Source organism: Variovorax paradoxus NBRC 15149, from assembly GCF_001591365.1.
GTDB lineage: Bacteria > Pseudomonadota > Gammaproteobacteria > Burkholderiales > Burkholderiaceae_C > Variovorax > Variovorax paradoxus.
On the sequence record NZ_BCUT01000001.1, the window covers coordinates 2,117,481 to 2,137,450 of the forward strand.

22 protein-coding genes are annotated in these 19,970 nt (G+C 68.7%); 8 read left to right on the forward strand and 14 right to left on the reverse strand.

From position 1 onward, the window contains the following. Window positions 1–32: 32 nt before the first annotated feature. Complete coding sequence (locus VPA02S_RS09890; RefSeq protein ID WP_062363674.1) at window positions 33–815, reverse strand: UPF0149 family protein; 783 nt, start codon at window positions 813–815, stop codon at window positions 33–35. Window positions 816–870: 55 nt separating this feature from the next. On the opposite strand from VPA02S_RS09890, the gene VPA02S_RS09895 reads away from it, so the two are divergent. Together VPA02S_RS09895 and VPA02S_RS09900 are read left to right on the forward strand one after the other, a co-directional pair. Further along, window positions 871–2,589, forward strand: coding sequence for an FMN-binding glutamate synthase family protein (locus VPA02S_RS09895; protein ID WP_062363677.1), 1,719 nt, complete (start codon window positions 871–873; stop codon window positions 2,587–2,589). Next, window positions 2,586–3,503, forward strand: a complete 918-nt coding sequence (locus VPA02S_RS09900; RefSeq protein WP_062363679.1) for a BUD32 family EKC/KEOPS complex subunit — start codon at window positions 2,586–2,588, stop codon at window positions 3,501–3,503. The genes VPA02S_RS09895 and VPA02S_RS09900 overlap by 4 nt, the downstream gene beginning before the upstream one ends. 9 nt (window positions 3,504–3,512) lie before the next feature. Here the strand turns inward: VPA02S_RS09900 and VPA02S_RS09905 are convergent, their stop codons facing one another. The 6 genes from VPA02S_RS09905 to VPA02S_RS09930 all read right to left on the reverse strand — a co-directional run bounded on the left by VPA02S_RS09905 (window position 3,513) and on the right by VPA02S_RS09930 (window position 6,726). Further along, window positions 3,513–3,767 (reverse strand): hypothetical protein, encoded by a 255-nt coding sequence (locus tag VPA02S_RS09905; RefSeq protein ID WP_018904026.1) that lies wholly within the window; start codon window positions 3,765–3,767, stop codon window positions 3,513–3,515. A 32-nt stretch (window positions 3,768–3,799) separates the two neighbouring features. Beyond that, window positions 3,800–4,042 carry a hypothetical protein gene (locus tag VPA02S_RS09910; RefSeq protein ID WP_062364466.1) on the reverse strand — a complete coding sequence of 81 codons (243 nt, stop codon included), beginning with the start codon at window positions 4,040–4,042 and terminating at the stop codon, window positions 3,800–3,802. 45 nt (window positions 4,043–4,087) lie between these two features. After that, window positions 4,088–4,333 (reverse strand): hypothetical protein, encoded by a 246-nt coding sequence (locus VPA02S_RS09915; RefSeq protein WP_062363682.1) that lies wholly within the window; start codon window positions 4,331–4,333, stop codon window positions 4,088–4,090. After that, window positions 4,330–4,812, reverse strand: coding sequence for a type VI secretion system amidase effector protein Tae4 (locus tag VPA02S_RS09920; protein WP_062363685.1), 483 nt, complete (start codon window positions 4,810–4,812; stop codon window positions 4,330–4,332). The genes VPA02S_RS09915 and VPA02S_RS09920 overlap by 4 nt, the downstream gene beginning before the upstream one ends. Window positions 4,813–5,012: 200 nt before the next feature. Next, a complete protein-coding gene (locus VPA02S_RS09925) occupies window positions 5,013–5,444 on the reverse strand; it encodes a putative toxin-antitoxin system toxin component, PIN family (protein WP_062363688.1) in 432 nt (143 codons plus the stop codon). Window positions 5,445–5,484: 40 nt separating this feature from the next. After that, complete coding sequence (locus VPA02S_RS09930; protein ID WP_062363691.1) at window positions 5,485–6,726, reverse strand: THUMP domain-containing class I SAM-dependent RNA methyltransferase; 1,242 nt, start codon at window positions 6,724–6,726, stop codon at window positions 5,485–5,487. A 79-nt stretch (window positions 6,727–6,805) separates the two neighbouring features. Between VPA02S_RS09930 and VPA02S_RS09935 the strand changes: the two genes are divergently transcribed. From VPA02S_RS09935 to VPA02S_RS09955, 5 genes are all read left to right on the forward strand, one after another. After that, window positions 6,806–8,602 carry an ATP-binding response regulator gene (locus VPA02S_RS09935; protein WP_062363693.1) on the forward strand — a complete coding sequence of 599 codons (1,797 nt, stop codon included), beginning with the start codon at window positions 6,806–6,808 and terminating at the stop codon, window positions 8,600–8,602. A gap of 90 nt (window positions 8,603–8,692) precedes the next feature. Then, the gene (locus VPA02S_RS09940; protein WP_062363696.1) at window positions 8,693–9,322 is read left to right on the forward strand and encodes a cytochrome b; all 630 of its coding nucleotides are present in this window, start codon (window positions 8,693–8,695) and stop codon (window positions 9,320–9,322) included. Further along, a complete protein-coding gene (locus tag VPA02S_RS09945) occupies window positions 9,319–9,900 on the forward strand; it encodes a YceI family protein (RefSeq protein WP_062363699.1) in 582 nt (193 codons plus the stop codon). Before VPA02S_RS09940 ends, VPA02S_RS09945 begins: the two co-directional genes overlap by 4 nt. Window positions 9,901–9,940: 40 nt before the next feature. Further along, on the forward strand, window positions 9,941–10,576 hold the full coding sequence (locus tag VPA02S_RS09950) for a YceI family protein (RefSeq protein WP_062363702.1): 636 nt from the start codon (window positions 9,941–9,943) through the stop codon (window positions 10,574–10,576). A 4-nt stretch (window positions 10,577–10,580) separates the two neighbouring features. Further along, window positions 10,581–11,228, forward strand: coding sequence for a LysE family translocator (locus tag VPA02S_RS09955; protein ID WP_062363705.1), 648 nt, complete (start codon window positions 10,581–10,583; stop codon window positions 11,226–11,228). A 10-nt stretch (window positions 11,229–11,238) separates the two neighbouring features. On the opposite strand, the gene VPA02S_RS09960 is transcribed toward VPA02S_RS09955, so the two are convergent. From VPA02S_RS09960 to argS, 7 genes are all read right to left on the reverse strand, one after another. Next, window positions 11,239–12,843 carry a phospholipase D family protein gene (locus tag VPA02S_RS09960; RefSeq protein ID WP_062363707.1) on the reverse strand — a complete coding sequence of 535 codons (1,605 nt, stop codon included), beginning with the start codon at window positions 12,841–12,843 and terminating at the stop codon, window positions 11,239–11,241. Between the two features lie 10 nt (window positions 12,844–12,853). Beyond that, entirely contained in the window at window positions 12,854–14,446 is a 1,593-nt protein-coding gene (locus tag VPA02S_RS09965; protein ID WP_062363710.1) for an RNA polymerase factor sigma-54, read from the reverse strand. A gap of 17 nt (window positions 14,447–14,463) precedes the next feature. Next, complete coding sequence (gene lptB, locus VPA02S_RS09970; RefSeq protein WP_018904015.1) at window positions 14,464–15,258, reverse strand: LPS export ABC transporter ATP-binding protein; 795 nt, start codon at window positions 15,256–15,258, stop codon at window positions 14,464–14,466. Further along, a complete protein-coding gene (gene lptA, locus VPA02S_RS09975; protein WP_018904014.1) occupies window positions 15,255–15,974 on the reverse strand; it encodes a lipopolysaccharide transport periplasmic protein LptA in 720 nt (239 codons plus the stop codon). Before lptA ends, lptB begins: the two co-directional genes overlap by 4 nt. Before the next feature lie 194 nt (window positions 15,975–16,168). Then, window positions 16,169–16,816, reverse strand: a complete 648-nt coding sequence (locus VPA02S_RS09980) for a thiol:disulfide interchange protein DsbA/DsbL (protein ID WP_062363712.1) — start codon at window positions 16,814–16,816, stop codon at window positions 16,169–16,171. A 144-nt stretch (window positions 16,817–16,960) separates the two neighbouring features. Beyond that, complete coding sequence (locus VPA02S_RS09985) at window positions 16,961–17,692, reverse strand: SPOR domain-containing protein (RefSeq protein WP_062363714.1); 732 nt, start codon at window positions 17,690–17,692, stop codon at window positions 16,961–16,963. A 7-nt stretch (window positions 17,693–17,699) separates the two neighbouring features. Then, complete coding sequence (gene argS, locus VPA02S_RS09990) at window positions 17,700–19,385, reverse strand: arginine--tRNA ligase (protein ID WP_062363717.1); 1,686 nt, start codon at window positions 19,383–19,385, stop codon at window positions 17,700–17,702. A gap of 131 nt (window positions 19,386–19,516) precedes the next feature. Between argS and VPA02S_RS32065 the strand changes: the two genes are divergently transcribed. Beyond that, complete coding sequence (locus VPA02S_RS32065) at window positions 19,517–19,921, forward strand: hypothetical protein (RefSeq protein WP_018904011.1); 405 nt, start codon at window positions 19,517–19,519, stop codon at window positions 19,919–19,921. The last annotated feature ends 49 nt before the right edge of the window (window positions 19,922–19,970 follow it).

Consider the following 19,970-nt stretch of genomic DNA (forward strand, 5'->3'; position numbering starts at 1 on the left):
GTGGCGTCAGCCGTGCGCTGGCAGGGCCGCTGTCAGGCACCGTGGCACTTCTTGTATTTCTTGCCACTGCCGCAGGGGCAGGGGTCGTTGCGGCCGGGCGTGGCTTCCTTGCGGATGGTCTCGACCTTCGGGCCCAGGCTCTTCCAGAGCTGGCGCAGGTCGTACACGGCCCAGATGGCGGCGCCGAAATCGTCCAGCCGCTGCTGGCTCACGCTCGGCGGGCCATCGTCGCTGAACATCGAGAGCGTGGGCTTGGCCTTGTCGTCCTCGGTCAGCGCCACGATGTTGTCGAGCGCGTCGTCCAGCATCTGGGCGGCTTCCTTGTCGCGCGGCGCGGCCCAGTCCTCGGGCCAGTTCTCGACCGCGTACATGAAGCCCAGCGCCCAGACCTGCGCGAACGAGGGAATTTCCTCGCCCGCCACCTCGGCGCGCTCTTCCTCGGGCAGCGAGGCGATGGCGCCGCGGGTGTCGAGCACCTCGGGCTGCCAGCTGCGCTCGTCGTCGAGCGACTGCACGTCGGCGTCCAGGCCCTCTTCGATCTCGAGCCAGCGGCGCTTCCAGTTCCAGACGAACTCCATGTGCTGGGCCGGCACGAAGCCCTCGCCCAGCAGCACGGGCCAGTATTCGGCCGGCTCGATGCGCCGGCGGGTGCAGATCAGCGCGGCCATGAAGCCTTCGCAGAACTCCCACTGGGGAATTTCCTCGTCCTGCTCGCGCATGGCGTCCAGCGCCTGGTCGAGGGCGTCGAAATCGTCGGGGCCGAGGGGGGCGGAAGCGGCCGCTTCGGCCTGGGGGGTGTCGTGGTTGTTGGTCATGGCAAGTTCGGGGCAGCCCTCTATGATGCAGCAGGCTCCGGTCGACACTATTTCTATGTCCACGATTATTCCGTTTCCGACGCGCTACAGCGCCTTCGCCCTGTGCGTGGTCGGGCTGGCGGCCTGCATCGCCCTGGTGCTGGTGTCGCCCCACCTGTGGCTGGCCTGGGTGGGCGTGGCGGTCTTCGCGGTGCTTTCGGGCACCGGCGTGCACGACCTGCGGCAGGCCCGCCACGCCATCCTGCGCAACTACCCCGTCATCGGCCACCTGCGCTTCCTGCTCGAATTCATCCGGCCGGAAATGCGGCAGTACTTCATCGAGAGCGACTCCGAGGCCGCCCCGTTCTCGCGCGCGCAGCGCTCGCTGGTGTACCAGCGCGCCAAGGGCGAGCCCGACAACCGGCCCTTCGGCACGCAGCTGGACGTGACCATCGCGGGCTACGAGTGGATCAACCACTCGATGCAGCCCACCAAGCTCGACAACCACGATTTCCGCATCGTGATCGGCGGCACGCCGCACACCGCCGATGCCAGCCCGCCGCCATTGGGCGCGGCGTCGCACCATCCCTGCACGCAGCCCTACAGCGCGAGCGTGTTCAACATCTCGGCCATGAGCTTCGGCGCGCTGTCGGCCAATGCGATCCTCGCGCTCAACCAGGGCGCCAGGCTGGGCGGCTTTGCGCACGACACCGGCGAAGGCTCCATTTCGCAGCATCACCGCGTGCATGGCGGCGATCTGATCTGGGAAATCGGCTCGGGCTACTTCGGCTGCCGCAACGAGGATGGCAGCTTCAACGCCGAGCGCTTCAGCGCCAACGCGCGCGATCCGCAGGTGAAGATGATCGAGATCAAGCTGAGCCAGGGCGCCAAGCCCGGGCACGGCGGCGTGCTGCCGGCACCCAAGGTCACGCCCGAGATCGCGGCCGCGCGCGGCGTGCCGATCGGCATCGACTGCGTTTCGCCCTCTTCGCACAGCGCGTTCAGCACGCCCATCCAGATGATGCATTTCATCGCGAAGCTGCGCGAGCTGTCGGGCGGCAAGCCGACCGGCTTCAAGTTCTGCCTCGGCCATCCGTGGGAGTGGTTCGCGATCGTCAAGGCCATGCAGGCGACGGGCATCACGCCCGACTTCATCGTGGTCGACGGCGCCGAGGGCGGCACCGGCGCCGCGCCGGTCGAGTTCAGCGACCACGTGGGCGCGCCGCTGCAGGAAGGCCTGCTGCTGGTGCACAACACGCTCGTCGGCGTGAACCTGCGCCACCGCATCAAGCTGGGCTGCGCGGGCAAGGTGATCACCGCCTTCGACGTGGCGCGCATGATGGCGCTCGGCGCCGACTGGTGCAATGCGGCGCGCGGCTTCATGATGGCCCTGGGCTGCATCCAGGCGCAAAGCTGCCACACCGGCCACTGTCCTACCGGCGTGACCACGCAGGACCCGGTGCGCCAGCAGGCGCTGGTGGTGCCGACCAAGGCCGAGCGCGTGCGCAACTTCCACCGCAGCACGCTGCATGCGCTGCAGGAGCTGGTGCAGGCCGCCGGCCTCGACCATCCGCAGCAGATCACGGCGCACCACATCGTGCGGCGCATTTCCGACACCGAGGTGCGCCTCCTGAGCAACCTGGTGATGCAGGTGCAGCCGGGCGCGCTGCTCGGCCCGCTCGACAAGCAGCACAACGTGTTCCGCACCTACTGGCCGCTGGCCAGCGCCGAGAGCTTCCAGCCCCTGACACAAGGACCGCACGGCCTGGTGTCGAACCTTCCGCTGGCCGCATGAACCCCTTGCGACGCGGCGCATCGGCGCGGCTGCACAGCGCCAAGGGCGCGGCCTCCGCGCCCGCGCCGCTGGACGCGCAGCCCTTCGTGCCGGCGCCCGGCGACTACGCCGAATTCCTGCGCCTCATGCTGCCCAAGCAGCAGAAGAACGTCGCCAGCCACCGCCTGGGCAGCGAGCGCGTGTGGCTCAAGAAGGCCGGCCCGCGCCACGGCAAGTGGGGCTACCGCGTGATGGCGGCGGTCGCGCGCATGGCGCGGCTGGACATCATCAAGCCGGTACCCAACCCGGGCGGCGAGGCCGCCATCGCCACCGAGGCGCGGCGCCTGCGGCAGCTCGCGGCCGCGGGCCTGCGCGTGCCGGCGGTGCTGGCGCAGCAGCCCGACGGCCTGCTGATCTCGGACCTCGGCCAAAGCGGCCGCGCCACCGTCGTGCTGCAGGAGCGGCTCGACCAGGCCGCCGCCGCCGGCCCGGCCGCGCTGCTCGCGGTCTGGCGCGTAGGGCTGGCCGCGATCGCCAAGGTGCATGTGCGCGGCCAGCACCTGAGCCAGGCCTTCGACCGCAACCTGGTGCAGTGCCCCGACGGCGTGATCGGCTACATCGACTTCGAGGACGACCCGTCCGAGGTCATGACCCTGGCCGAGTGCCAGGCCCGCGACTGGCTCAGCTACCTGCACTCCACGGCCATGATGCTGGAGGCCGCCGCCCCCGAAGCCGCCGGCCAGCACTGGCACACCGCGCTGGCCGAGGTGGACACGGAAGTGCGCGAGCGCATCGCCGAGGCGGCGCGGCGCATGAAATGGGCGCAGAAGCTGCCCGCCAGCCGCCGCTGGGGCCGCGACACGCAGCGCGTGCGCGCGGTGGCGCGGCTGCTGGGGCGCTGGCACCTGGGGCCGGCTGCTGCGCTGCAGAACTAGCAGCGGTCGTCAGGGGCGCTGTTGGCGGCTGAGTTGCTTCTGCCGCCATCTGCGAAATGCGAGGTCGCCGAGCCAGCCGCCGGCAATGGCGCAAAGGGCCTGCACTGCAAGAGCGATGACGAAGGCTTGCGACAAATCGCTCTCGCTTTGGGCCCTGTTCATTTCGTACCACTGCCCAATGGGGACGAGCACACCTTTGGCAGCAAGAAAGCTGAGGGTCAGCGCTCCGACCAGAATACAGAGCAGTCGAATGAGTATCTTCATGGAACTCGGCCGATCCGTGATCGCTACATGAGCTACGGGCGATCAGGCTGCCTCTGCCGCCACTTGCGAAATGCCCAGTCGCCGAGCCAACCGCCCGCGATCAATGCGAGGAGTTGAACGGCGAGCGCGACCATGTACGCCTGGCCCAGGTCACCGTCGTTCCTTGCAAAGTTGAGCTCGTACCAATGGCCCACAGGGCCAATCAGCTTGTAGAAAACAAGGCTGAGTGCAATCGCTCCGACCAAAATACAGAGCAATCGAACGAGTGTTTTCATTTGGCCCAGATCAATGATGACCCCGCCCAACAGATGCGCCACGAGCTACTTGCGATCAAGCTGCTTCTGTCGCCATTTGCGAAATGCCCAATCGCCCAGCCACCCGCCCGCAACAGCGAAAATCGCTTGCACAGCAAGAGCGATAACGAAAGCGTCGGATACATCGTCGAAGCTCTGGGCCTTGTTCATTTCGTACCACTGCCCAATAGGGGCGAGCACGACTTTCGAAACAAGAAAACTGAGCACCAGCGCTCCGACCAAAATGCAGAGCAGTCGAGCGAGGATCTTCATAGGACCGGCCAAAACCATATAGCTTGCGCATGGCGCATGTCAGTGAGGACACCTTCCCAAGAGATCCGCCACTGAATGAGGAACCAGGACGAAAGTTTAGTCAACCGCGATCCATTCCAGAGATCGATATGGTCGCCCTGCCGCCCCTCACCCCAGTAGTTCTGGATGAACACGATGCCAGTGCGTCCTGCAATTTTGTCGAATCCTTCCTTGCCGGTGTACTTTTCGGTGCGCGACATAAGACCGGCGGTTCCCGAATCAAGCCAGCTCGCTAACTCCTGTGCCCGGATCGGATACTTCGGCTTGTCTTTTTGCCAGGAGTAGACGCCTCGAAAACTGTCGAGATTCATGCTTGACCGGATAAAGGCAGCGCCAACGTTGATCGCACATTGGTCCTTGTAAACGTCCTTGTCCAATAAAGCGCCGTCGCCCTTGATATTGGGATGATTCGCCCAGAGCGTCGCGAAAGATGGTTGCATTTGTTCCCGTCGAAACAAGAATTGAGGGGTGGCGCCAGTGAAAGCTAACACCGTCCCCCGCAGGTGTCGATGAGTCGGAAGTTGTCAATCCGCCGGTTTTCGCGCGTTCCAGCGCGCAGCGGCAATCGATCGAGACCGTTGGTGGAATGGATGTGGCTTCGGTCGGCGTGCAACACGCCGATGCGCCATCACTGCGCCGGCTACGAAATCCCGAGCGCCGCCTGCACCACCACGCCGCGCAGGGCCAGCCGCTTCTTCATCGACAGCACCGCGCGGTCCTTGCTGAGCAGCAGCGCGCGGTGCGCCACCGCAAGGTCGATGAAGACCTGGTCGTCGGGGTCGCTGCAGACGCAGGGTGCGCGCAATGGAACGCCTTCGACCATGCGCACCCGGGCATCGAAGTCCGCCAGCACCGCGGGCACTTGCAGGCCGCGCTGCGCCATGCGGCGGGCGATCAGCGGATAGCCGAGCACGCGCTCGAGTTCGACGCGCATCGCGGCCGTTGCGAGCCAGCGCAGCTCGCCCGCGGCCAGCATGGCGATCAGCGGCACCCAGGCGGGGTCCTCGAAGACCAGCAGGTCGAGCGCGATGTTGGTGTCGATGACGACGAGGCCGGATTCCGGAACGAGCATGGCTCTGCGTGAAGGCACGCACCCGCAGGTGCGCGCGTGGCTACTTCCTGGCCGAACCCGCAACCATGTCGAAACGGAACAGCCGGCACTCGATGGGCCCGTTCCACATCGGCACGCGGCGCGATTCCTTCAGCCGCATCTGCCTGGGCAGCTTCAGGTCGGGCGTGAGCACCCAGGCGGTCCAGCCGGCGTAGTTCTTCTTCCAGTGGGTGGCGAGCTGCGGAAAGAAATCGCCGCCGCCGTCGCCGCCTTCACCGCCGCCCTCGCCCGGGGTCTGCGCGGCCTCGCGGGCGCCGAAGCGCGCCACGCCGCCGACCTCGATGCGCTCGCCGTACGGCGGGTTGAGCATGATCACCCCGCCCTCGGCCGGCGGCATGCGCTGCAGCGCGTCGCCGCCGCGGAACTCGATGGCATCGGCAACGCCGGCGCGCTCCGCGTTGCGCTCGGCAAAGTCGACCATGCGGTGCGAGACGTCGGAGCCGAAGATGGCGACATCGCGCGGCACCGCCGACGACTGGGCCTCTTTCCTGATGGCGTCCCAGACGTGCGCCTGGAACGGCAGCAGCTTCTCGAAGCCGAAGCGCCTGAGCGACCCGGCCGCAATGCCGCGCGCGATCTGTGCCGCCTCGATGGCGATGGTGCCGCTGCCGCAGCAGGGGTCGTACAGCGGCTCGGCGGCCACGGCGCCGGTTTCGGGGTTCCACCAGCCGCTGGCGGCCAGCATGGCGGCGGCCAGCGTTTCCTTCAGCGGCGCATCGCCCTTGTCCTGGCGCCAGCCGCGCTTGAAGAGCGGCTCGCCGGAGGTGTCGATGTAGAGCGTGCAGTGCTCGGTGGTCAGGTGGGCGAACACGCGGCAGCCGGGCCACTGGGTTTCGATGCTCGGGCGCACGCCGCCGGCCTTGGCGCGGAAGCGGTCGGCAATGGCGTCCTTGATGCGCAGGGTGGCGAAGTTCAGGCTCTGCAGCGGGCTGTGCTGCGCCGTGGTCTCGATCTTGAAGGTCTGCTTGGGCGTGAACCAGATCTCCCAGGCCACGCCGCTGGCGATGGCGTAGAGGTCGTTCTCGCTGCGGTAGGGCGCGTGGGCCAGTTCGACCAGCACGCGCTGGGCGAGCCGGCTGTGCAGGTTGAGCTTGAGCGCGTCGCGCCATTCGGCGCGCACCCGCACGCCGCCGCGCAGCGTGAGCAGGTCCTGGCCGACGCGGCCGGTGAGCGCATGGACTTCCTGCGCGAGGAATTCCTCGACGCCGGCGGCGCAAGGCAAAAAGAGAGAGAGATCGTTCACGGGGGTTCGCCATCATTCGGCCGCTGGGGAACGCCATTGTCGCCGCGCCGGGCCGCTTCTCAATATAGTGGATCGGCCGATGAATTCCACCACCGCGCCCATGGTTGCTCCGGCTGTCGCCGACGACGATGGGCGCTTTGCCATCCAGTGCGAGGTGCTGCGGCTGTCGATCCGCCCGATCGGGCCGGTGCTGCTGGCGCAATACCTGCTGAACTGCGGCGTGGCGGCGCTCTTCGCCTGGCAGTATTCGCTTTCCCGCGCACTGGTGTGGATCTCGCTCATCACCGCCGTGACGCTCATGCGCGGCTTCTTTCCGCAGCGCCTGCCCGACCCCTTCACCCTGCAGAGCCTGCGCGATGCACAGCGCACGCACACGGTGCGCACCGGCATCTGGGAGCTGGCGCACGGCCTGGCCGGCGTGCTGCTGTTCAACCCCGGCCAGCCCGAGCAGCAGCTGCTGCTCGGGCTGATGCTGATGGGCATGACGCTGTCCTCGGCGTTCTCGGTGTCGTTCTACGTTCCGGCCACGCAGCTGGCGATCACGCTGCTGCTGGCGCCGGTGATCGTGACCGGCCTTTGGCTCGGCGCGCCGGCCATGAAGGCGGTGGCGCTCATCGGCATCGGCCTGACCGCGATGATGTGGAAGCTGGTGGCCGAGCATTCGCGCCAGCTCGAGGAAAACATCGGCTTGCGCCTCAATGAACGCAGCCTGCGCGAGCAGGCGCTGGCCGGGCTGCGCGCCTCCGAGCAGGCGCAGGCCGAGCGGCTGCGCTTCTTCTCGGCCGCCAACCACGACCTGCGCCAGCCGGTGATGGCCATCGGCCTGCAGGCCGAGGTGCTGCGCCAGCAGCTGGACAACGGCGCCGATGCGCCCGTGGTGCAGCACACGGTGGCCTCGCTCGCGCGCGCGCAGCAGGCGCTCGAAGGGCTGACCAACCAGCTGCTCGAGATCGGCCGCATCGAGGCGGCGGCCGATCCGCTGCAGCCGGTGGCGGTGCCGCTGGCGCCGCTTTTGGCCGACCTCGCGCGCCAGGCCGGCAATGGCCGCGTCACGGTGCGCTGCCCCGCCGATGCGGTGGGCTGGGCCGATGCGGTGTCGCTGCGCCGCGTGCTGGCGAACCTTGTCGACAACGCCGTCAAGTTCACGCCGCGCGGCCGGGTGCTGCTGGCTGTGCGCGCACGCCGGCGCGACACCGGGCGCGCCTGGCGGGTGGAGGTGCGCGACAGCGGCATCGGCATTGCGGCGGACTCGCAGGAGCGCGTGTTCGGCGACTTCGAGCAGATCGGCAACGTGGAGCGCAACCTGCAGCGCGGCCATGGGCTGGGCCTGGCGATCGTGCGGCGGCTGGCCGCGCAGCTCGGCATCCAGGTGTCGCTGCGTTCGGCGCCGGGGCGGGGCTCGGTGTTCGGCTTCGAGCTGCCCGCGGCGCCGGCCGATGCGCCGGTGGCGGCTCCCGCGCCCGCGGCGCAGCCCCGGTCTGGCGCGGCGCACGCCCTGCGGCCCGGCTTGGCCGTGCTGGTGGTGGAAGACAACGCCGTGGTGGCCGACAGCCTCGGCGCGCTGCTGCAGCAATGGCAGCTCGCGCCGCGCGTGTACGCCAGCGCGGCCGAGGCGCTGGCGCTGGCCGACCTGCGCGCGCTCGACGTGGCGCTGTGCGACATTCGGCTGCCGGGCGCGCTCGACGGCATCGCGCTGGCGGAACGGCTGCAGCGGCAGAAGCCCTCGCTCGCCATCGCGCTGGTCTCGGCCGACATCGGCGAAGCCACCCAGCGGCTGGCCGCGGAGCGCGGCTGGCATGCGCTGCGCAAGCCGGTACAGCCGGCCGAGCTGCATGCGGTGCTGGTGCAGGCGCAGCAGGCGGCATCGGGGCGCTGACCGGGCGGGCGGTGCGTCTGGCACGGCTCGTGCACTGCCTTCACCGCTTCCGATATATGCTCCGCGCACAGGCCGCCGGTCCTGCCCCCGATGTCCATCGACACCCCCTCCCACCCCGCCGCCATGGCCGATGCGCCCGCCGATCCGCGCGGCCTGCGCGAGCTGCGTTATGGCCCGGTCGCCATGGCGCTGCACTGGCTGCTCGCGGCCATGATCGTCGGCTCGCTCGGCGTCGGCCTCTACATGACCGGCCTGCCGCTCTCGCCGGCGCGCATCAAGCTCTACAACTGGCACAAATGGGCCGGCGTGACGATCCTGCTGCTGTCGGCCGTGCGCCTGCTGTGGCGGCTGCGCCATCCGCCGCCGCCGCTGCCGGCCGCTGCGGCGGCGGCCATGCCGCGCTGGCAGCGCAGGAGCTACCGCGCGAGCCACGCGCTGATGTACCTGCTGTTCCTGGCGGTTCCGCTGTTCGGCTGGGCCTACAGTTCGGCGCTGGGCTTTCCGGTCGTGTGGTTCGGTGTGCTGCCGCTGCCCGACTTCGTGCCGGTCGACAAGGAATGGGCCGAGGCGGTGCTCAAGCCGCTGCACAAGGGCAGCGCCTTCACGCTGGCCGCGGTGGCGCTGCTGCACGTGGCGGCGGTGCTCAAGCACCACTGGATCGACCGCGATGGCATCTTGAAACGCATGTGGCCCGCGCCACGCAAGGAATCCGCCGGATGAAGCGCACCTCCCGTCTCTGTCTTGCGGCCGCCCTGGCGTTCGCCCCTCTCGCGCCCGCGCTCGCCGAGCCCGCCACGGCCACCCGGCTGGTGGCGGACAAGAGCCAGATCGCCTTCGTGAGCAAGCAGATGGGCGTGCCGGTGGAGGGCACGTTCAAGAAGTTCGATGCGCAGGTGGCCTTCGACCCGCGCAAGCCCGAAGGCGGCACGGTCGCATTGCAGATCGACACGGGCAGCGCGTCGCTGGGCGTTCCGATGAGCGACGCCGAACTGCCCAAGCCGCCGTGGTTCGACACGGCGCATTTTCCGCAGGCCAGCTTCCAGTCGAGCGCGATCAAGGCGCTGGGCGACGGCCGCTTCGAGATGGCGGGCAAGCTCACCATCAAGAACATCTCGCGCCCGATCACGGTGCCGGTGAGCATTGCGCCGGCCAACGGCCACGCGGTGGCCAGCGGAAGCTTTACGATCCAGCGGCTCGACTACAAGGTGGGCGACGGCGAGTGGACCGACACCTCGGTGGTCGGCAACGAGGTGCTGGTTCGCTTCAAGTTCACGCTCGCGGGCTTCGGTCCGCTCTGAATTCCTTTATTTCGTTCTCACGCCACGCACGCCCATTGCCATGAAGAAGCTCCTCCTCGCTGCCGCGCTCTCAGCCGCGGCGGCCCTTGCCACCCCTGCCCTGGCACAGGAATACACCGCGCCGCCCGTTGCCGCCAAGCCCGCGGGCGGCCCGGTGAAGAACGCCAGCTACGTGATCGACCCCACCCACACCTTCGTGATGTACGAGATGGGGCACTACGGCACCACCACCAACCGCGGCCGCTTCAGCACCAAGGACGGCTCGGTGCAGATCGACGGCAGCGGCAACAGCGGCAAGGTCGACATCACGATGGACATCAGCTCCATCAACACCGGCGTCGACCTGCTCAACCGCCACGTGCAAAGCAAGGACTTCTTCAACGTGGCCGAATTCCCGACCGGGCGCTTCGTGGCGGACCGCATCGAGTTCAACGGCGACAAGGTGGCCGACGTGCCGGGCACGCTCACGTTGATGGGGCAGACCAAGCCGGTCACGCTCAGGGCCGTGCGCTTCAACTGCTACCTGAACCCGCTCATCAACCGCCAGGTCTGCGGCGGCGACTTCGAGACGACGGTGCAGCGCAGCGACTGGGGCATCACCTGGGGCCTGAACTTCGGCTTCGAGAACAAGGTGAAGCTGCTGGTGCAGGTCGAAGCCGTGAACGTGCAGCAATAGGACCATGAGCGGCATCACGGTTCCGTTGCTGGGCATCGCGGGCGCGATGATCGTCGGGGCCATGAGCCCCGGACCGAGCTTCGTCATGGTGGCGCGCACCGCCGTGTCGTCGTCGCGCCGCGACGGCCTGGCCGCGGCGCTGGGCATGGGCGCGGGCGGCGTGGTGTTCGCGATTGCGGCGCTGGTCGGGCTGCAGGCGGCCTTCCTCGCGGTGCCGGCGCTGTACCTGGCGGTGAAGCTGCTCGGCGGCGCCTATCTCGTCTATCTGGGCATCCGCATCTGGCGCGGTGCGCGCGAGCCGCTGTCCACCGCGCAGGACGAACGCGCGGCCGCAGGCACGGGCGGCAATGCGCGGCGCGCGTTTCTCCTGGGCATGGGCACGCAGGTCAGCAACCCGAAGACGGCGGTGGTCTACGCCAGCATCTTCGCGGCCTTCCTGCCGCGCGAGGTGCCGCTGGCGCTGGCGCTCGCGGTGCCGGCGGTGATCTTCTGCATCGAGACCGGCTGGTACGCGGTCGTCGCGCTGGCGCTCTCGTCGGCGGCGCCGCGCTCGGCCTACCTGCGCTACAAGGCCTGGATCGACCGCGCGGCCGGCGGCGTGATGGTGCTGCTGGGCCTCAAGCTGCTGTCGGGCGTGCGCAGCAGCAGCTGAGCCGCGCGGGCTACAGCAGGCTCTCGGGCGTCAGCGGCGCCAGCATCTCGAGCATGGTGCGGCCCCAGAAATCGGAGTCGGGCTCCTCGTTCAGCACGGTGGTCCGGCCGGCCTCCTCCTCGCTGATCCACTCGATGCGCGCATTGCCGCTGTCCTTCGCAAAGCGCAGCCGGTAGGCGCCCTGCTGCTTCAGCACCTCGATGAGCTTGAGCGTCTGCTGCGCCATCTCGGGGCTGCGGATGAACAGGCCGATCTCGGTGTTGTGCGTTTCGGAGCGCGGGTCGAAATTCATCGAGCCGACGAAAAGAACCTGCCGGTCGATCACCGCCGACTTGGCATGCAGCCGCCCCACCGAAGTGCCGAACAGGCCGAGCCGCACGCTGCGACGCGTGCGCGTGGTGCTCAGTTCGTACAGCTCGGCGCCGAGCTCGAGCATCTCGGGCCGGTAGCGGCGGTAGGCCGTGTGGACCAGCGGCTCGTCGGTGGCGGCGAAGGAATTGGTGACGATGCTGATCCTCACGTTGCGCCGGCGGATCTCGCGCATCACTTCGAGCCCCGCCTTGCCCGGGATCAGGTAGGGCGAGACGATGGTCACCTCGGAGCGCGCGCGGCGCATCTGCTCGACCACGTTGTAGCGCACGCTGTCGACGTCGAGCAGCGGCACGCCGCCGTACGAGGCGGTCTTGCCGATCACGCGCTCGGGCGAATCGGCATACGCCTCGGCCAGCGTCCAGATCAGGTCGAGCTTGCCGGCATCCAGGTCTTCGGCGATCGGGCTGTAGCCGAGCAGGTCGTTGGGCGCGGGCCGGGGCGGCGGCGGCGTGGTGTCCGGGCCGGTGGCGGTGTCGAAGCGCTTCTGCAGCTCGTCACGTGTCAGCGCGCTCGCCACCACCGACTGGACCGGCCGCACATAGACGCTGTTCCAGTACTGGTCGAACAGCGCGCCCAGGCGCGGAATCAGCGCGCCGGCGACGAAGGTATCGAGATCGAGAAAATTCTCGCCCGCCGTGCGCCTGAAATACTGATTGCCGATATTGCGCCCGCCCGCCACCGCCATCGCGCCATCGGCGATGAAGAGCTTGTTGTGCATGCGCCGGTTGACGCGGCTGAAGTCGAACAGCGAGGCGGTGAAGCGCCTGAGCAGGCTGCCGCGCCCGGCCGGAAAGGGATTGAACAGGCGCAGCTCGACATTCGGCGTGGCGGCCAGGCCGAGCAGCAGCTCGTCCTCGCCCGAGGTGTAGAGATCGTCCATCAGGAGCCGCACGCGCACGCCGCGCCGGGCCGCATCGCGCAACGTGCGCAGCAGGTAGCGGCCGGTCTCGTCGTTCTCGATCTGGTAGTACTGCACGTCGAGCGTGCGCTGGGCGCGGCGCGCGAGCTGGATGCGGGTGTCGAAGGCAAAGTCGCCGCCCGGCATCAGGCGGAAGCCGCTCAGGTCGGGGTCGGGCTGCGAGGCCTGCGCGATCTTGCCGAGCGCGGTGTCGGCCGAGGCGGCCATGGCCCGGGTGGCCGGGCGCGGCGCCTCGTCGGGCAGGGTGGCGCAGCCGGCGAACAGCAGCACCGCCGCCATGGCGAAGACCCATTGCCCACAGCGCGACAGCAGGCGACGGGCCATCGGCGGCTTTCTACAGCGCCTTGCGGAGGTTGGCGGGCGCGATGCGCAGGGCCTCGCGGTACTTGGCCACGGTGCGGCGCGCGCACTCGATGCCCTGCTCCTTGAGCATCTCGGAGATCTGGCTGTCGGACAGCGGCTTCTTGATGCTCTCGGAGCTCACGAACTGCTTGATCAGCGCGCGCACCGCGGTGCTCGACGCATTGCCGCCGGTCTCGGTGCCCAGCGCCGAGCCGAAGAAGTACTTGAGCTCGACCGTGCCGAAAGGCGTGGACATGTACTTGGCCGTCGTCACGCGCGAGATGGTCGATTCGTGCAGGCCCAGTTCGTCGGCAATCTCGCGCAGCACCAGCGGCCGCATCGCGAGCTCGCCGTGCACGAAAAAGCTCTTCTGCCGCTCGACGATGGCGTTGCTCACGCGCAGGATGGTGTCGAAGCGCTGCTGGATGTTCTTGATGAACCAGCGCGCCTCCTGCAGCCGCTGCGACAGCGCCTGGCTGCCCTCGCCCTTGTGCGACTTGAGCGCGCCTGCATAGATGTCGTGCACGCGCAGCCGCGGCATCACCTCGGGATTGAGCATGACGCGGAACTTGGCATTGGTGCCGCGGCCGATCTTGGTGACGATCACGTCGGGAATGACGATGTTGCGCTCGACGTCGACGAAGCGGCGGCCCGGCTTGGGCTCCAGGCGCGAGATGACCTGCAGCGCCGAGCGCACCAGCTCTTCGTTGGTGCGCGTGAGCGTGGCCAGGCGCTTGAAGTCGCGCCGCGCGAGCAGCTCCATCGGCTGCTTGCAGATCGCGATGGCGGTCTTGCGCACCAGCGCCTGTTCCTCGGTCTCGCTTTCGCTGGCGAGCGCGCGCAGCTGGATGCAAAGGCATTCGCCCAGGTCGCGCGCGCCGACGCCGGCCGGCTCCAGGCTCTGCAGCAGGCCGAGCGCCACCTGGAAGTGGTGCACCAGCTCGTCGAACTGGTCGTTGTCGTCGCCCGCGAGGCCCGAGGCCAGCGCCGGCAGCGAATCCTCCAGGTAGCCGTCGTCGTTGAGCGATTCGATCAGGAAGCGCAGCGCGGCGCTGTCGTTCTCGTTCAGCCGCAGGCTCAGCGCCTGCCGGTGCAGGAAGGACTGCAGCGACTCCTGGCTGCGCGCGAGCTCGGTGGCGTCGGCGCGCTCGTCGTCGCCCAGGTTGTTCTGGCGCGCGGGGGCATCGCTGCCCCATTCGCTGTCGTCGGGCGCCATGTCGACGGTGCCGTCGCCTTCCCAGTCGGGCTCGCGCTCGGTGGCGTCGGCGGCGGGAACCTCGGACTCGGCCGTGGAGGCGGTTTCGCTGGACGTGGCGGTCGCGCTGCTGGCCGGGGCCGAGCTGAATTCGCCCTCGGCGGCTTCACCGGCCTCGTCGCGCGGCACCGGCGTGTCGATGGCGTCGAGCCCGAATTCCTCGCGCGCGGCTTCTTCCGCGGTGCGTTCGAGGAACGGGTTCTCGTCCAGCATCTGCTCCACTTCCTGGCTCAGTTCGAGCGTGGACAGCTGCAGCAGCCGGATCGACTGCTGCAGCTGGGGCGTGAGCGCCAGGTGCTGCGAAACGCGAAGGGACAGCCCTTGCTTCATGGAGACCGACTCCTCCCTTACATCCGGAAGTGCTCGCCGAGGTACACCCTGCGTACTTCGGCGTTGTCGACGATCTCCGAGGGTGTGCCTTGTGCCAGCACATGCCCGTCGCTGATGATGAACGCGTGATCGCAGATGCCCAGCGTTTCACGCACGTTGTGGTCGGTGATGAGCACGCCGATGCCGCGCTCCTTCAGGAAGCTGATGATCCGTTGGATTTCGATCACCGCGATCGGGTCGATGCCGGCAAAGGGCTCGTCCAGCAGGATGAAGCGCGGCTGCGTGGCCAGCGCGCGGGCGATCTCGACCCGGCGCCGCTCGCCGCCCGAGAGCGCGAGCGCGGGCGAATCGCGAAGATGGTCCACCCGCAGGTCGGCCAAAAGGCCCGAGAGGCGCTCCTCGATGCGCTGCTTGGTTAGCGGCGCGGGCTTGCCGCTGGCGTCGGGCTCGCGCTGGAGCTCGAGCACGGCGCGCACGTTTTCCTCGACCGTGAGCTTGCGGAAGATCGAGGCTTCCTGCGGCAGGTAGCTCAGGCCCATGCGCGCGCGCCGGTGGATCGGCATGTGGGCGATGGGCTCGCCGTCGATGGTGATCTCGCCCGCATCGGCCCGCACCAGCCCCACGATCATGTAGAACGAGGTGGTCTTGCCGGCGCCGTTGGGGCCGAGCAGCCCGACGACCTCGCCCTTTTGCACGTCGAGCGAGACATCCCGCACGACCTTGCGGCTGCCGTAGCTCTTCTGCAGGCCGCGCACCACCAGGCGGCTGCCCGGCGTGCCGTCGGCGTTCTGGGTTCCAGCGGCTTCGATCACTTGCGCCTTTCCCCGTCGCCGCCCAGCGTGGTGCTCGAGCGCAGGCCGGCACCGGGTGCCGGCTGGGGCGCGGCCGCCGCTGGCGCGGCCCGTCCGCCGGCGGGCGCCGAGGCTCCGGGCGCCGGCGCGGTGGCGCTCTTGGGCGTGAGGATGGTCCGCACGCGTCCGCCTGGGGGTGCGTTCACGCCCGTGTTGGGCGGCACGGTGGAACCGTTGACCGTGTAGGTGTCGTTGCTCTGGTCGTAGACGATGAGCGCGCCGGTGCTCTCGTCGTTGGGCGTGGCGCCGATCAGCCGGCGCATGACGGCATTGCGGATGAACTTGACGTTGTCGGCGCGGCTGTCGTATTCGATGACCTCGGATTCGCCCTCGATCCACTCGTCGGGCGCATTGCGCTTCTGCTTGTAGTAGGCCCTTTTGCCGGGCGCCGCCGTGACCACGCCGTACTGGTAGCCCTCGGCGTCCTGGCGCACGTCGATGCGCGCGCCGCGGATGATGATCGTGCCCTTGGTGACCAGCACGTTGCCCGTGAACACGCTCGTCTGCTTGAGGTCGTCGTAGCGCATCGCATCGGATTCGATGTTCATCGGCTTGCTGCGGTCGGCGGTCTCGGCCAGCGCGCCCGAGGCCAGGCCGGCCAGCAGCAGCGCGCCGGCGGCCAGGCGGCGGATTCGGCGAACGAAGGGGGTGGTGTGGGGATAGGAGGGCAATGTCATAGAGGCACGAAACTTGCTCTGAACCATTGTATGCGGCGGATCAGCACCAGCCACCAACGCCGATGAAAAAGGCCCGCCGAAGCGGGCCGGTGTCCCCATCGGGAGACACCGCGGAACCGGCTTTGCCGGGCCGCAGGTGCCGCCCCTGCAAGGGGGTGGGCGCAGCGGACACGAAGTGCCGCGCAGCCTGGGGGTTAGCCCTTTTTCGCTTCGCCGATCAGGTAGTTGGTGACCTGCAGCGCCTTGGTCATGTTGCCGGCCAGTTCGCCGTCCACGTACCAGCGCCCGTTCACGGCCAGCGCCGGCACGCCGGCCACCTTGTAGGCGTCGGTCAGCTGCGCGGCGCGCTTGGCCTTGCTGGCCACGCCGAAGGAGGTGAAGACTTCCTTGAACTTGGCGCCGTCCAGGCCGTTGGCCCCGGCCCAGGCAATGATGTTGGCGTCGCCGTTCACGTTCTGGCGCTGCTTGTGGATGGCGTCGAAGACCTTCGGCTGGAATTCATCGACCTTGCCCATGGCTTCGAGCGCGTAGTACAGGCGCTGCTTGGCCTCGACGTCGTTGCCCACGAAAGGCACGGGCACGCGGCGGAAGGCCACTTCCTTGGGGGCCGTCTTGAGCCAGGCTTCCAGCTGCGGCTCGAAGTCGTTGCAGTGCGGGCAGTTGTACGAGAAGAACTCGATCACCTCGACCTTGCCCGCCGGCGCGTCGACCGGCACGCGCTTGTCGAGCACCAGGTACTCGGTGCCGGCCTTGGGTACGCGCGCCTGGGCGTGCGCGCTGTTGCCAGCCAGCGAAAGCAGGCCCAGCGAGGTGGCGGCCAGCGAAAAGTCACGACGTTTCATTGAAAGAGTTCTCCTGTTGGGTACGGCAGACTGAGCCGGCGCGCCGCGCGGAGTTCCCGCGTGCGGCATGCCCAGGACGATCCTGGCGGCGGCCCGTGCCGCGCGGCGAAGCTTAAAGAATATCCGTGACGGCTGCCGGCGAGCTCAGCGCTGCACGCGCACGAGCGCCGATTCGAGGCCGCCGCTGTCGAGCCGTTCCTTCAGGCGATCAGCGTCGTCCTTCTTGTTGAACGGACCCGCGCGCACCCGGTAGACCGTGCGGCCGGCCTGCTCGCGCTCGGTGACCCGGGCCTCCACGCCCATCAGCGACAGCTTGGCGCGCTGGGCCTCGGCATCGTCGGTGGTGCGGAAGGCGCCCGCCTGCACGAAGTACATGAACGGATCGGCACCCGGCGCCGCGCTGTTGTTGCTGCTGGGCGCGGCGGAGGCCGTGGTGGTGCTGCCACCAGAACGCGCACGGGCCAGGTCGCCGAGCGGATCGTTCGACGGCGGCAGGGAATTGGCCTCGGCCGGCACCGGGGCCGGGCGCGCGGGTTTCGGAGCCACCACCACCGGCACCGGCGGCGCGGGCGGGGCCGCACCCGGCGCCACGGCCGCGGTGTCGCCGCCGGCCGGTGGCGCCACCGGGCCGGCCGCGGCCGGCGGCGGCTTGGGCGCGCCGGCCTTGCCCGCCAGCGGCGCGTTGGGATCCCAGTCGCGGTTCTTGCGGGCTTCGGCTTCGTCCTGCTCGGCACCGCCGCGCTGGGTCTTGGTCACGAACGGGATCGGCACCTTGGTCACGTAGACCGCGATGCCCAGCGCGACACCCAACCCCAGCACCAGGCCGACGATGAGCCCGATGACGATGTTGCCGCGTTGTCTGGTTGTCTTCTTCATAGTCAGTTCACATCTTGCTCGGCGCACTGACGCCGAGAATCGCGAGGCCATTGTGCAGCACCTGCGCGGTGGCTGCGACGAGCGCGAGCCGCGCCAGCTTGACCGGCTCGTCGTCGACCAGGATGCGCTCGGCGTCGTAGTAGCTGTGGTAGCTGGCCGCCAGTTCGCGCAGGTAGAAGGTGACGTCGTGCGGCGCGAAATCCTTGGCGGCGGCCGTGAGCATGGCCGGGTACTTGGCCAACAGCAGCATGAGCGCCTGCGCGGCCGGGCTTTCGAGCGGCGACAGGTCCACGTCCTTGAGCGCAGCCGCGTCGCCGCCCCAGCCCGCCAGCACCGAGCAGATGCGCGCGTGGGCGTACTGCACGTAATAAACCGGGTTGTCGTTGTTCTTGGCCACCGCGAGGTCGACGTCGAAGGTGTACTCGGTGTCGGGCTTGCGGCTCAGCAGGAAGAAGCGCACGGCGTCGGTGCTGGTCCACTCGATCAGGTCGCGCAAGGTGACGTAGCTGCCGGCGCGCTTGCTGATCTTGACCTCTTCGCCGCCCTTCATCACGCGCACCATGGTGTGCAGCACGTAGTCGGGGTAGCCCTCGGGAATGCCCACGCCCGCCGCCTGCAGGCCGGCGCGCACGCGCGCGATGGTGCCGTGGTGGTCGGTGCCCTGGATGTTGACCACCTTGTGGAAGCCGCGCTCCCACTTGGCGATGTGGTAGGCGACGTCGGGCACGAAGTACGTGTACGTGCCGTCCTGCTTCTTCATCACGCGGTCCTTGTCGTCGCCGTAGTCGGTCGACTTCAGCCACAGCGCGCCGTCCTGCTCGTAGGTCTTGCCGGCGGCCACGAGCTTGCGCACCGCCTCCTCGACGCGGCCGCTGGTGTAGAGGCTGGATTCGAGGTAGTAGTTGTCGAAGCGCACGCGGAAGGCCTGCAGGTCCAGGTCCTGTTCGCGGCGCAGGTAGGCCACGGCGAATTCGCGGATGGAGTCGAGGTCGTCGATGTTGCCGCTGGCGGTGTATTCCCGGTCGTCCGACTTGACGGTCTTCTTCGCCTTGAAGTCTTCGGCGATGTCGGCGATGTAGTCGCCGTTGTAGGCGGGCGCCTTTTCGCCGCTCGGCCATTCGGGGTCGCCGGGCTTGAAGCCGCGGGCGCGCAGCTGGGTGCTGTGGGCCAGCGTCTGGATCTGCACGCCGGCATCGTTGTAGTAGAACTCGCGCCAGACGGTGTCGCCCTGCGAGGCGCGCAGGTTGCAGATGGCGTCGCCGAGCGCGGCCTGGCGGCCGTGGCCGACGTGCAGCGGCCCGGTCGGGTTGGCCGAGACGAACTCGACCAGCACCTTTTCGCCGGTGGCGGGCTGCTGGCCGAAGGCGCCGCCCGCGGCCAGCACCTCGCGCACGATCTGCTGCTTGGCAGCCGTCTTGAGGCGGATGTTGAGAAAACCGGGGCCGGCGACCTCGATGGCTTCGACCCACTGGCCGAAAACCGGGGTGGCGAGCAGCGCGGCACTGAGCTCCTCGGCCAGTTCGCGCGGCTTGCGCCCGAGCGGCTTGGCGAGTTGCATGGCGGCCGTGCTGGCGAAATCGCCGTGGGCAGCCACCTTGGGCGACTCGAACGCGGCTTTGGAGCCAGCGCCGGGCGAGAGGGATTCGAGCGTGTTCGCGAGCGCCGCGAGCAGCTCCTGTTTGACCAATAGCATCTGCGAATTTTACCGGGGGCAAACCCGGGGCGCCGTTGACCATCGTCATCCGATCGCTGGCTTGGGCCGTTAGAAGCCTCGGCCCCGGGGCGGGGCACCTGTCACAACCCACCTTGCAAGGACATATCACCATGAAGAAGTTCCTTTCCCTGGTCGCCCTGGGCGCCTGTCTCTCCTTCGGCGCCGCACAGGCACAAGACAAGGCCCCGGCTGCCAAGGCTCCGGCGCCTGTCACCGCACCTGCGGCCACGCCGGCCACCCCCGCGACCCCCGCCGCTCCTGCGGCGGCCACCCCCGCAGCGCCCGCCACCGCGGCAGCGCCCGCCGCGAGCTGCGAATCCAAGGCCATCGACAAGAACGGCAAGCCGCTGGCCGGCGCCGCCAAGGGCAGCTTCATCAAGAAGTGCGAAAAAGACACCAAGGCCGCCGCAGCACCCGCTTGCGCAGCCAAGGCCGTCGACAAGAACGGCAAGCCGCTGGCCGGCGCCGCCAAGAACAGCTTCATGAAGAAGTGCGAAAAGGACGCCAAGGCCTGAAGCCGCACCGCGCTCCAGCCTGCGCAAACAGGGCCCGCCGCGTGCGGGC

What these genes read in the sequence shown, in the direction of transcription:
- VPA02S_RS09890 (WP_062363674.1), bottom strand. Translation starts at nt 815, where the DNA reads ATGACCAACAACCACGACACCCCCCAGGCCGAAGCGGCCGCTTCCGCC.
- VPA02S_RS09895 (WP_062363677.1), top strand. Translation starts at nt 871, where the DNA reads ATGTCCACGATTATTCCGTTTCCGACGCGCTACAGCGCCTTCGCCCTG.
- VPA02S_RS09900 (WP_062363679.1), top strand. Translation starts at nt 2,586, where the DNA reads ATGAACCCCTTGCGACGCGGCGCATCGGCGCGGCTGCACAGCGCCAAG.
- VPA02S_RS09905 (WP_018904026.1), bottom strand. Translation starts at nt 3,767, where the DNA reads ATGAAGATACTCATTCGACTGCTCTGTATTCTGGTCGGAGCGCTGACC.
- VPA02S_RS09910 (WP_062364466.1), bottom strand. Translation starts at nt 4,042, where the DNA reads ATGAAAACACTCGTTCGATTGCTCTGTATTTTGGTCGGAGCGATTGCA.
- VPA02S_RS09915 (WP_062363682.1), bottom strand. Translation starts at nt 4,333, where the DNA reads ATGAAGATCCTCGCTCGACTGCTCTGCATTTTGGTCGGAGCGCTGGTG.
- VPA02S_RS09920 (WP_062363685.1), bottom strand. Translation starts at nt 4,812, where the DNA reads ATGCAACCATCTTTCGCGACGCTCTGGGCGAATCATCCCAATATCAAG.
- VPA02S_RS09925 (WP_062363688.1), bottom strand. Translation starts at nt 5,444, where the DNA reads ATGCTCGTTCCGGAATCCGGCCTCGTCGTCATCGACACCAACATCGCG.
- VPA02S_RS09935 (WP_062363693.1), top strand. Translation starts at nt 6,806, where the DNA reads ATGAATTCCACCACCGCGCCCATGGTTGCTCCGGCTGTCGCCGACGAC.
- VPA02S_RS09940 (WP_062363696.1), top strand. Translation starts at nt 8,693, where the DNA reads ATGTCCATCGACACCCCCTCCCACCCCGCCGCCATGGCCGATGCGCCC.
- VPA02S_RS09945 (WP_062363699.1), top strand. Translation starts at nt 9,319, where the DNA reads ATGAAGCGCACCTCCCGTCTCTGTCTTGCGGCCGCCCTGGCGTTCGCC.
- VPA02S_RS09950 (WP_062363702.1), top strand. Translation starts at nt 9,941, where the DNA reads ATGAAGAAGCTCCTCCTCGCTGCCGCGCTCTCAGCCGCGGCGGCCCTT.
- VPA02S_RS09955 (WP_062363705.1), top strand. Translation starts at nt 10,581, where the DNA reads ATGAGCGGCATCACGGTTCCGTTGCTGGGCATCGCGGGCGCGATGATC.
- VPA02S_RS09960 (WP_062363707.1), bottom strand. Translation starts at nt 12,843, where the DNA reads ATGGCCCGTCGCCTGCTGTCGCGCTGTGGGCAATGGGTCTTCGCCATG.
- VPA02S_RS09965 (WP_062363710.1), bottom strand. Translation starts at nt 14,446, where the DNA reads ATGAAGCAAGGGCTGTCCCTTCGCGTTTCGCAGCACCTGGCGCTCACG.
- lptA (WP_018904014.1), bottom strand. Translation starts at nt 15,974, where the DNA reads ATGACATTGCCCTCCTATCCCCACACCACCCCCTTCGTTCGCCGAATC.
- VPA02S_RS09980 (WP_062363712.1), bottom strand. Translation starts at nt 16,816, where the DNA reads ATGAAACGTCGTGACTTTTCGCTGGCCGCCACCTCGCTGGGCCTGCTT.
- VPA02S_RS09985 (WP_062363714.1), bottom strand. Translation starts at nt 17,692, where the DNA reads ATGAAGAAGACAACCAGACAACGCGGCAACATCGTCATCGGGCTCATC.
- argS (WP_062363717.1), bottom strand. Translation starts at nt 19,385, where the DNA reads ATGCTATTGGTCAAACAGGAGCTGCTCGCGGCGCTCGCGAACACGCTC.
- VPA02S_RS32065 (WP_018904011.1), top strand. Translation starts at nt 19,517, where the DNA reads ATGAAGAAGTTCCTTTCCCTGGTCGCCCTGGGCGCCTGTCTCTCCTTC.